We start from the raw sequence: 9,459 nt of genomic DNA, 5'->3' as shown, positions 1-9,459 counted from the left end.
GGAGCGGGAAACGAGACTCGAACTCGCGACCCCGACCTTGGCAAGGTCGTGCTCTACCAACTGAGCTATTCCCGCATTGGCGTCCCCTAGGGGACTCGAACCCCTGTTACCGCCGTGAAAGGGCGGTGTCCTAGGCCACTAGACGAAGGGGACACACACTACAACTTTTCACTCCCTGCCGCGCTTCGCTGTGTGCTTTACGCTGCAAGTGGCGCGCATTCTATGGATGCCTTGGAGGGTCGTCAACCCCTTTGTGGAAATTTATTTAAATCAATGACTTCCGTCTTTATAAGAGACCGCCGGGGGCATGCCCGAAAACTGACGTTGATTTTCTGACAGCCAGTCGGCAAGCTCATGGCAAAGCGCCAGCAGGAAAAATCCTAAGACCGCCGGACGGGCTTTCCGGCGCAAGTCGAACTCTCCTACACTCAATACAGAAAACTACTATTTACCAACGAGGCGTTAACGGTGACACCACTCCTGATCACCCTGCTCATCGTCGCAGGCATCGCATTACTGATCGTGATCGGTTATCTGAACAATGTCGTGGAAAACGCCAAGCTGGAACGCGCACGACTGAAGATAGAGCTGGCCGAACGCCTGCGCCGCTGTGGCGAAATCACCGAGACCTTTCCTCGGCAGCTGATGACCCCGGCGCTCAAGCTGCTGCTCACGCGCCTGGAGCTCAACCTCAACCAGCGCCAACTGGCGCTGGACAAGCACAACACAGAGATCAAGGCGCGCATCACGGCCTTGGAAGGGCTCATTGCCCAAGGCGAGGCCCTGCCGATCGACAACCCACCCAGCCCGATCCAGACCGAGGCCAAGGCCAAGGAAGTGCGCTACCTGCTCGAGTCGCTGCACAACCAGATCGTGCGCGCCACCCAGGAAGGCTTCCTGCAGACCAACGAAGGCAAGTACTGGGTCAAGGAAATCCGCCACCTGCTGGTACTGTTGCATATCGAGTTCTTCAACAACCTGGGCCAACAGGCGCTGCAGCAGAGCCAGCCGGCGCAGGCGCGCCTGGCGTTCGAACGCGGCGTACAGTACCTGCGCAAGCAGCAGGATCCCAAACAGTACGAAGAGCAGCGTGTCTATCTGGAGAAACTGCTGGCCCGGGCCAATGCCCTGGTGCAGGACCAGATGGAGCCGGCCGAGAATGACGAGAACGAACTGACCCAGGGGCTCAAGACCGACGACGAAGAGACCTGGAAGAAGAAGGCCGTTTACGACTGACCGCCTTCCATTTCCATGGCCCAATCGCCGGCAAGCCGGCTCCCACAGGGCCGAGCGATTCCTGAGCGTGCGCCGTTCTGGTGGGAGCCGGCTCGCCGGCGATTGGGCCCGGCCGGACAACCCAGGCTCAGGCCCTTTGCGCCCCCTTCAGCAATCGGTCAATTCCAGGAAGATCGCCGCCAGGCGCTCCAGCCCCACTTGGTCCGCCTCGCTGAAACGCGCAAGCCTGGGGCTGTCCAGGTCCAGCACACCCATCAACCGCCCGCCTTTCACCAGCGGAATCACCAGCTCGCTGTTGGACGCGCTGTCACAGGCGATATGCCCGGGGAAGGCATGTACATCCTCGACCCGCTGGGTCTGCCGGGTGGCCGCCGCCGCGCCGCACACGCCCTTGCCGAAGGGAATGCGCACGCAGGCCACTTGGCCCTGGAATGGGCCCAGCACCAATTGCTCGTCGCGGTTCAGATAAAAGCCCGCCCAGTTCAGGCCCTCCACCTGGTGATAGAGGAAGGCGCAAAACTGTGCGGCGTTGGCGATGAAGTCGCGCTCGTCGGCGAACAACGCCTGCACTTGCGCGGCCAGTAGGTCGTAGCCATCGAGGCCGTTGCCACTGGCATTGAGGTCGATCATGGTTTTTGCTCCAGCAATTGCAGCCCGACCCAGTAGCGGGCGAACTGATAGGCACAACGGCCATTACGGTTGCCGCGGCCGGTGGCCCAGCGCACGGCGAGGATGTCCAGCTGCTCGTCACGTTGCCAGCGCAGGCCGGCCGCAGTGGCCAGCTGGCCGATCCAGTGTTCGACCACATCGAGGAAGTGGTCCTGAGTGAAGGGGTAGAACGACAGCCACAGGCCGAAGCGGTCCGAGAGGGCGATCTTGTCCTCCACCGCCTCGCTGGGGTGCAGCTCGCCATCGACGCGCTGCCAGTTCGCGTTATCGCTTTCCTTCTCTGGCACCAGATGGCGGCGGTTGGAGGTGGCGTACAGCAGCACGTTGTCCGGCGCCTGCTCCAGCGAGCCGTCGAGCACACTCTTGAGCACTCGGTAGTCGCCCTCCCCCGCCTCGAACGACAAGTCGTCGCAGAACAGGATGAAGCGCTGCTGGCATGCGTGCAGCTGTTCGACCACCCGCGGCAGGTCGGCCAGGTGGTCGCGTTCGATCTCGATCAGACGCAGGCCCTGGCCAGCATGTTCGGCCAGCAGCGCACGCACCAGCGACGACTTGCCAGTGCCGCGCGAGCCCCACAGCAAAGCGTGGTTGGCGGGCATGCCCTGGATGAACTGGTGGGTGTTGCGGCCCAACTGCTCACGTTGCTGGTCGACGCCGATCAGGTCGCTCAGGCGAATATCGAGGCTGACCTGCAGCGGCAGCAGATAGCCGCTGCGGCCATCGCGCTGCCAGCGCGCGGCCAGCGTGGTCGACCAGTCGATGTCCGGGCGTGGTGCGGGCAGCAGGGGTTCGAGGCGCGCGAGCACGGATTCGGCGCGGTCGAGGAAAGCGGTCAAGCGGGCGTCCATGGGGGCTCCTGGAAGTCAGTCGGGGCCGCTGCGCGGCCCAAAAAATAGCGGCCAACCTGAAACGAACGACAGACCTGCCAGCAGCCCAGGGTGTCTCGGGCTATGCTTGCGCAGCGCAGGGGCGCGAAACCGGCTCGAAACTCATGGATATCAAGTTCACCAATCGCCTGTCATACAAGCAAGCCCGGTTGACAGTCCTGGTCGGCTGCGTACTGGGTACCTTGCTCAGTTTCATCCAGATCGGTATCGATTATGCCAGCGAAGACGCATCCATCAACCGTGAAATCGAAGCGTTGCTACAGATCACCCACGACCCGGTCTCGCGCATTTCCTATAACATCGATGCCGAACTGGCCAAGGAACTGACCGGTGGCCTGCTGCAATCGCCGGCGGTGACCCGCGCACGGCTGGTCGACAACAACGGCGCGGTACTGGCCGACTCCCAACGCCCACGCCTGGACGACCGCTACCGCCCCTTGAGCGATTTTCTGTTCGGCGAGCAACGCCAGTTCCAGGAGCGCTTGTTCCTGCCGCACATGCCCAACGAATACCAGGGCACCCTGTACCTGGAAGTCGATACCTACGCCTTCGGCAGCCGCTTCCTCGACCGTGCCGGGGTCACCTTGGTCAATGGGTTCGCCCGCAGCCTGGTACTGACCGGTATCCTCCTTGCGCTGTTCTACCTGATGCTGACCAAGCCCCTGGTCAGGGTCATCGCCGCCCTGAGCAGCAGCGACCCGCGCCACCCGCAGCCAGGCCGCCTGGAATGCCCGCCCGGCCATGAGCAGGACGAGATCGGCGTGCTGGTGAAGGTGACCAACCAGCAGCTCGTCAGCATGGCCGCGGAAATCCAGCAGCGGCGCAATGCCGAGAACCGCCTCACGCAGTACCTCAACGAGCTGGAGGACATCGTCTCGGCCCGCACCAACGAACTGAAGGCCAGCAACGACCGGCTGAGCCAGTCCAACCAGGAGCTGGAACAGGCGCGCCAGCGGGCGCTGGACATGGCCCAGACACGGGCCGCCTTCCTGGCCAACATGAGCCATGAGATCCGTACCCCCCTGAACGGCATGCTGGGCATGATCGCCCTGGCCCTGGACAGCCCCTTGGCTGCCGAACAACACCAGCAGCTGTCGATCGCCCACGACTCGGGCAAGGTGCTGGTGGAACTGCTCAACGATATTCTCGACCTGTCGAAGTTCGATGCCGGCCAGCTGGAGCTCGAACGCATCCCGTTCGACATGGGCGCGATGGTCGAGGACACCGCCAACCTGCTGTCGCAGAACGCCGCAGCCAACGTCGAGCTGACCTGCCTGGTCAGCCCGGGCTTCCCGAGCTCCGTCGTGGGTGACCCGACCCGGGTACGGCAGATCGTCAGCAACCTGTTGTCCAACGCCCTCAAGTTCACCCGTTTCGGTCGTGTCGATGTGCGTCTGGCCGCTATCGTCGGCGGCGTGCGCCTGGAGGTCTGCGACACCGGCATCGGCATTCCCGAACAAGCCCAGGCACGGATCTTCCAGCCCTTCACCCAAGCCGGCGCCGGCATCACCCGCCAGTACGGCGGTACCGGCCTGGGCCTGGCCTTGACCCGTAACCTGTGCAAGGCCATGCAAGGCCACCTGCACATCCAGTCCGAAGCCGGCTTCGGCAGCCGTTTCAGCGCCGAGCTGCCGCTGCTGGTGCACACCGAAGCCATCCCGCCCGCGCCACTGGCCGGGCGCGTGGTGGCCTTGAGCAATGCCGGCAGCGGCCTGGCTGAGCTGCTGCAAAGCCTGCTACCCGGTTGGGGCCTGGCCTACCAGCGGATGGACGAGGTGGCCCTGGCCGTCGATGCCGCGCCCGACCTGTTGATCACCGATGACCTCGAGCACCTGTTCGCCCTGCGCCCGGGACTCAAGGCACCGATCCTGCTGGTGACGGCCTATGGCAATTTCCTGACCGGTGAAGAGGTCACGCAACTGGCGCCCTTGCTGCAACTGGCCCGCCCGCTGGCGCGCAATGCCCTGTACCAGATCCTGCGCCGCGCGCTGCACGGTGACGAGCCCGACGCGCCACAACCCCACGAGCAACCCCCGCCAGGGCAGCGGCGGGCACGCGTGCTGCTGGTGGAGGACAACCCGGTCAACCAACTGGTGGCCAAGGGCATGCTGCTCAAGCTCGGCTGCGACGTGCTGCTGGCCACCCAGGGCGTCGAGGCCCTGGAGCAGCTGGAGCATGAAGCGGTGGACATGGTGCTGATGGACTGCAACATGCCCGTGATGGATGGCTACGAGGCCACCCGGCGCATCCGCCAGGACGGGCGCTGGTCAGCCTTGCCGATCGTAGCCCTGACCGCCAACGCCATGCCCGAGGAGCGTGAGCGCTGCCGCGCCGCCGGCATGAACGACTACCTGGCCAAGCCGTTTCGCCGTGAAGAGTTGCTGGCGTTGGTCGAGCACTGGGCGCCGTTCAGCGATCAAGCAGCGCCTCGATCGGCGCCTTGAGCGCGTCGGGCTTGGTACGGGGGGAAAAGCGGGTGACCTTGCCGCTGGCCGGGTCGATCAGGAACTTGGTGAAATTCCACTTGATCCGTTGCGTGCCGAAGATGCCTGGCGCGCGCTTCTTCAGCTCGACGAACAGCGGGTGGGCGCCCGGGCCGTTGACCTCCACCTTGCGGAACAGCGGGAAGCTCACACCGAAGTTGCGCTGGCAGAACTGCGCGATTTCGCGCGCCTCGCCCGGCTCCTGCTTGCCGAACTGGTTGCAGGGAAAGCCCAGCACCACCAGCCCCTGGGCCCGGTAGTCCTGCCAGAGCTGCTCCAGGCCTTTGTACTGGGGCGTGAAACCGCACTGGCTGGCGGTGTTGACCACCAACAGCGCCTTGCCGGGGAAATCGCCCAGCACTTTGTGCTCGCCACCGAGGGTGACGCAGCGGATATCGCTCAGCGAGTCGGCCATCGCAGGTCTCCGGTCAGTCACGCGGTTTGAGGTCCAGGCACACCGAGTTGATGCAATAGCGCAGGCCGGTCGGTGGCGGGCCATCGGGGAACACATGGCCCAGGTGGGCATCGCAGCGGGCACAGGTGACCTCGGTGCGGATCATGCCATGGGAGGTGTCGCGCACTTCGATCATGGCGCTTTGCTCGATCGGCTCGTAGAAGCTCGGCCAGCCGCAGCCGGCGTCGAACTTGGCCTTGGCGTCGAACAGCGGCAGGTCACAGCAGATGCAATGGTAGATACCGTCGCGCCGCTCGCTGTTGTACTTGCCGCTGAACGGGCGCTCGGTGCCCTTCAGGCGGCACACCTGGTACTGGGCCGGGTCGAGCATCTGGCGCCACTCTTCAAGGGTTTTGTCGATCTTGTGCATGGGTAACCTCGGCAGGCTGAATTTCACTCGCGCCGTCTTTCTTTATGGCGGGGGTGACACGTATATTAGTGGGCTTCTCTTGCCAGCCAGTCTGGCATGCGCTCCGCCCTTTTCAAACCTTTTGACGGCGGTGCGCCGCGACTTCTCAATCGGGATCACATCATGCAGTTCAGCAAATCGAACAAGCTCGCCAATGTCTGCTACGACATTCGCGGCCCGGTGCTCAAGCACGCCAAACGCCTGGAAGAGGAAGGCCATCGCATCCTCAAGCTGAACATCGGCAACCCGGCCCCGTTTGGCTTCGAAGCGCCGGACGAGATCCTCCAGGATGTGATCCGCAACCTGCCCACCGCCCAGGGCTACAGCGACTCCAAGGGCCTGTTCAGCGCGCGCAAGGCGGTCATGCAGTACTGCCAGCAGAAGCAGATCGAAGGCGTCGGCATCGAGGACATCTACCTGGGCAACGGTGTGTCCGAACTGATCGTGATGTCCATGCAGGCGCTGCTCAACAACGGCGACGAGGTGCTGATCCCGGCACCGGACTACCCGCTGTGGACCGCCGCGGTGAGCCTGGCCGGCGGCAAGCCGGTGCACTACCTGTGCGATGAGCAGGCCGACTGGTTCCCGGACCTCGAGGACATCAAGGCCAAGATCACCCCCAACACCAAGGCGCTGGTGATCATCAACCCGAACAACCCGACAGGCGCTGTGTATTCCAAGGAGCTGCTGCTGGGCATGCTGGAGCTGGCGCGCCAGCACAACCTGGTGGTGTTCTCCGACGAGATCTACGACAAGATCCTCTACGACGAAGCCGTGCACATCAGCACCGCCTCGCTGGCCCCGGACCTGCTGTGCCTGACCTTCAACGGCCTGTCCAAGTCGTACCGGGTGGCAGGCTTCCGCTCCGGCTGGCTGATCATCTCCGGGCCCAAGCACCATGCCCAGAGCTACATCGAAGGCATCGACATGCTGGCCAACATGCGCCTGTGCGCCAACGTGCCGGCCCAGCACGCGATCCAGACAGCCCTGGGCGGCTACCAGAGCATCAACGACCTGGTGCTGCCGCCAGGCCGCCTGCTGGAGCAGCGCAACCGTACCTACGAACTGCTCAATGCCATCCCCGGCGTGAGCTGTGTCAAACCCATGGGCGCGCTGTATGCCTTCCCGAAGATCGACCCGAAGGTCTGCCCGATCCATAACGACGAGAAGTTCGTGCTCGACCTGCTGCTGTCCGAGAAACTGCTGATCGTCCAGGGCACAGCGTTCAACTGGCCGTGGCCGGACCACTTCCGTGTGGTGACCCTGCCACGAGTGGACGACCTGGAACAGGCAATCGGGCGTATCGGCAACTTCCTGCGCACCTACCAGCAGTAACAGCGCAGCGCCCAATCGCCGGCAAGCCGGCTCCCACCTGCCCTGCGCTGCTCTCGAAAGCATCGCTGTACCCGTGGGGGCCGGCTTGCCGGCGATTGGGCTTTCGTTGGACTACCGGGAAATCTCTTACATCCTGCAACGCTCTGCCTCACAGCCCTCGTTCCAATGTCTGCCATACTCGGCCGTACACAGTTTGAAATAGTCGCCCGGTTGAATCAGCAGGACCCGCCCCTTATATAGCCCGCAGTACGCAACATTTTCGTCCGTCAGGAGAACGTAACAACCATGATGCGCATTCTGTTGTTTGTAGCCACCAACCTCGCGGTGGTGCTGGTTGCAAGCATTACCCTGAGCCTGTTCGGCTTCAATGGGTTCATGGCGGCCAACGGGGTTGACCTCAACCTCAGCCAGCTGCTGGTCTTCTGCGCCGTGTTCGGTTTTGCAGGCTCCCTGGTTTCGCTGTTCATCTCCAAGTGGATGGCGAAGATGACCACCGGCACCCAGATCATCACCCAGCCGCGCACCCGCCACGAGCAGTGGCTGCTGCAAACGGTCGAAGAGCTGTCCCGCGAGGCCGGCATCAAAATGCCCGAAGTGGGTATCTTCCCGGCCTACGAGGCCAACGCCTTCGCCACCGGCTGGAACCGCAACGACGCCCTGGTGGCCGTTTCCCAAGGCCTGCTGGAGCGCTTCTCGCCCGACGAGGTGCGTGCGGTGCTGGCTCACGAGATCGGCCACGTGGCCAACGGTGACATGGTCACCCTGGCGCTGGTTCAAGGTGTGGTGAACACCTTCGTGATGTTCTTCGCCCGCATCATCGGCAACTTCGTCGACAAGGTGATCTTCAAGAACGAAGAAGGCCAGGGCATCGCCTACTACGTGGCGACCATCGTCGCCGAGCTGATCCTGGGCATCCTGGCCAGCATGATCGTCATGTGGTTCTCGCGCCGCCGCGAATACCGCGCCGACGAAGCCGGCGCGCAACTGGCCGGCACCGGCGCGATGATCGGTGCCCTGCAGCGCCTGCGCGTGGAACAAGGCATGCCGGTGCACATGCCCGATACCCTCAAGGCGTTCGGTATCAATGGCGGCCTCAAGCACGGCCTGGCCGGCCTGCTGATGAGCCACCCGCCGCTGGAAGATCGCATCGAGGCCCTGCGCCGTCGCGGTTGATCCAGCTGCAATGAACAAAAGGGCGACTTCGGTCGCCCTTTTGTATTGACACTCAAGCGTGTGAGAGCGGTTTGCTCCGCGATTGGAGGGCAATGCCCTCCCCTTCACCGCCCCAACAGGTACACCCGCTCCACCAGGCTCACCACGCCCGCCTGCTCGAACTTCGGGCTTTCCCTGATGATCTCCCGCTCCTCGAGCCACTCCACCCGCCACCCGGCAAACCCGGCCCGCACCTCGTCGTCCGCCACCGAGAACGGCGGCCCGTCGAGTAGTGCCTGGTCATAGTCGAGTGTCACCAAAACACCCTGACAAGCGCTTGGCAGCAGCGTCGACAGCAATGCCATGTAGCGTGCGCGCATATCCGCAGGCAACGCGATCAGGGCGGCGCGATCATAGAGCCCGGCACACGCCTTCAAGTCTTGCGCCTGCAAGGCAAAGAAGTCCCCGCACCACAGCTCTACATCACCACTGCGCCACACTTCGAAAGCACCTTGCTGCTCCACCTCCGGGACCAGGCCATGTTCGCGGAAAAAGCTCTCCACCGCCCGCCGCGACAGCTCCACGCCCAGCACTCGATGCCCCTGCCCGGCCAACCAGGCCAGGTCCAGGCTCTTGCCGCACAACGGCACCAGCACGCGACTGCCTGGGGCCAGGCCCAACTTCGGCCAATGGGCCTGCAGGTAAGGGTTGACCTGCGCCTGGTGAAAACCGATCTGGTTGTCGGCCCACCGCTTGTGCCAGAACGCTGGCTCCATGCTTCCTCCCGGTTTTTCGATGAAATGCCTTGAAAACTTATATTGGATATCGATCGAT

At 63.5% G+C, this 9,459-nt stretch carries 8 protein-coding genes, 2 tRNA genes and 1 pseudogene; 4 read left to right on the top strand and 7 right to left on the bottom strand.

What is annotated here, in order from left to right:
• Nucleotides 1–2 precede the first annotated feature (2 nt).
• Both AC1MHZ_RS18875 and AC1MHZ_RS18870 read right to left on the bottom strand, forming a co-directional pair.
• Nucleotides 3–75: transfer RNA gene (locus AC1MHZ_RS18875), tRNA-Gly, on the bottom strand.
• Between the two features lie 2 nt (nucleotides 76–77).
• Nucleotides 78–153 (bottom strand) — tRNA-Glu (locus AC1MHZ_RS18870).
• Nucleotides 154–468: 315 nt separating this feature from the next.
• Here AC1MHZ_RS18870 and AC1MHZ_RS18865 point away from each other — a divergent pair.
• On the top strand, nucleotides 469–1,236 hold the full coding sequence (locus AC1MHZ_RS18865; RefSeq protein WP_084854996.1) for a hypothetical protein: 768 nt from the start codon (nucleotides 469–471) through the stop codon (nucleotides 1,234–1,236).
• Nucleotides 1,237–1,383: 147 nt separating this feature from the next.
• Here the strand turns inward: AC1MHZ_RS18865 and AC1MHZ_RS18860 are convergent, their stop codons facing one another.
• Nucleotides 1,384–1,866 carry a GAF domain-containing protein gene (locus AC1MHZ_RS18860; RefSeq protein ID WP_084854995.1) on the bottom strand — a complete coding sequence of 161 codons (483 nt, stop codon included), beginning with the start codon at nucleotides 1,864–1,866 and terminating at the stop codon, nucleotides 1,384–1,386.
• On the bottom strand, nucleotides 1,863–2,753 hold the full coding sequence (locus tag AC1MHZ_RS18855) for an ATP-binding protein (RefSeq protein WP_324815337.1): 891 nt from the start codon (nucleotides 2,751–2,753) through the stop codon (nucleotides 1,863–1,865). The genes AC1MHZ_RS18860 and AC1MHZ_RS18855 overlap by 4 nt, the downstream gene beginning before the upstream one ends.
• A 102-nt stretch (nucleotides 2,754–2,855) precedes the next feature.
• On the opposite strand from AC1MHZ_RS18855, the pseudogene AC1MHZ_RS18850 reads away from it, so the two are divergent.
• Nucleotides 2,856–5,236: pseudogene (locus AC1MHZ_RS18850) on the top strand (response regulator).
• Here AC1MHZ_RS18850 and AC1MHZ_RS18845 read toward each other — a convergent pair.
• Nucleotides 5,202–5,690 (bottom strand): glutathione peroxidase, encoded by a 489-nt coding sequence (locus AC1MHZ_RS18845; RefSeq protein WP_084854992.1) that lies wholly within the window; start codon nucleotides 5,688–5,690, stop codon nucleotides 5,202–5,204. The pseudogene AC1MHZ_RS18850 and the gene AC1MHZ_RS18845 sit on opposite strands and share 35 nt — an antisense overlap.
• A gap of 13 nt (nucleotides 5,691–5,703) precedes the next feature.
• A complete protein-coding gene (gene msrB, locus AC1MHZ_RS18840) occupies nucleotides 5,704–6,099 on the bottom strand; it encodes a peptide-methionine (R)-S-oxide reductase MsrB (RefSeq protein WP_084854991.1) in 396 nt (131 codons plus the stop codon).
• Between the two features lie 162 nt (nucleotides 6,100–6,261).
• On the opposite strand from msrB, the gene AC1MHZ_RS18835 reads away from it, so the two are divergent.
• Complete coding sequence (locus AC1MHZ_RS18835) at nucleotides 6,262–7,473, top strand: pyridoxal phosphate-dependent aminotransferase (RefSeq protein WP_084854990.1); 1,212 nt, start codon at nucleotides 6,262–6,264, stop codon at nucleotides 7,471–7,473.
• A gap of 285 nt (nucleotides 7,474–7,758) precedes the next feature.
• The gene (gene htpX / locus AC1MHZ_RS18830) at nucleotides 7,759–8,646 is read left to right on the top strand and encodes a protease HtpX (protein ID WP_084854989.1); all 888 of its coding nucleotides are present in this window, start codon (nucleotides 7,759–7,761) and stop codon (nucleotides 8,644–8,646) included.
• Nucleotides 8,647–8,750: 104 nt separating this feature from the next.
• Here htpX and AC1MHZ_RS18825 read toward each other — a convergent pair whose 3' ends face one another.
• Entirely contained in the window at nucleotides 8,751–9,401 is a 651-nt protein-coding gene (locus AC1MHZ_RS18825) for a thiopurine S-methyltransferase (protein WP_416767705.1), read from the bottom strand.
• Nucleotides 9,402–9,459 lie beyond the last annotated feature (58 nt).

It is taken from the genome of Pseudomonas sp. FA-1 (assembly GCF_056856075.1).
The sequence above is the reverse complement of the archived record's forward strand: the minus strand, read 5'-3'. Positions and strand labels throughout refer to the sequence as shown.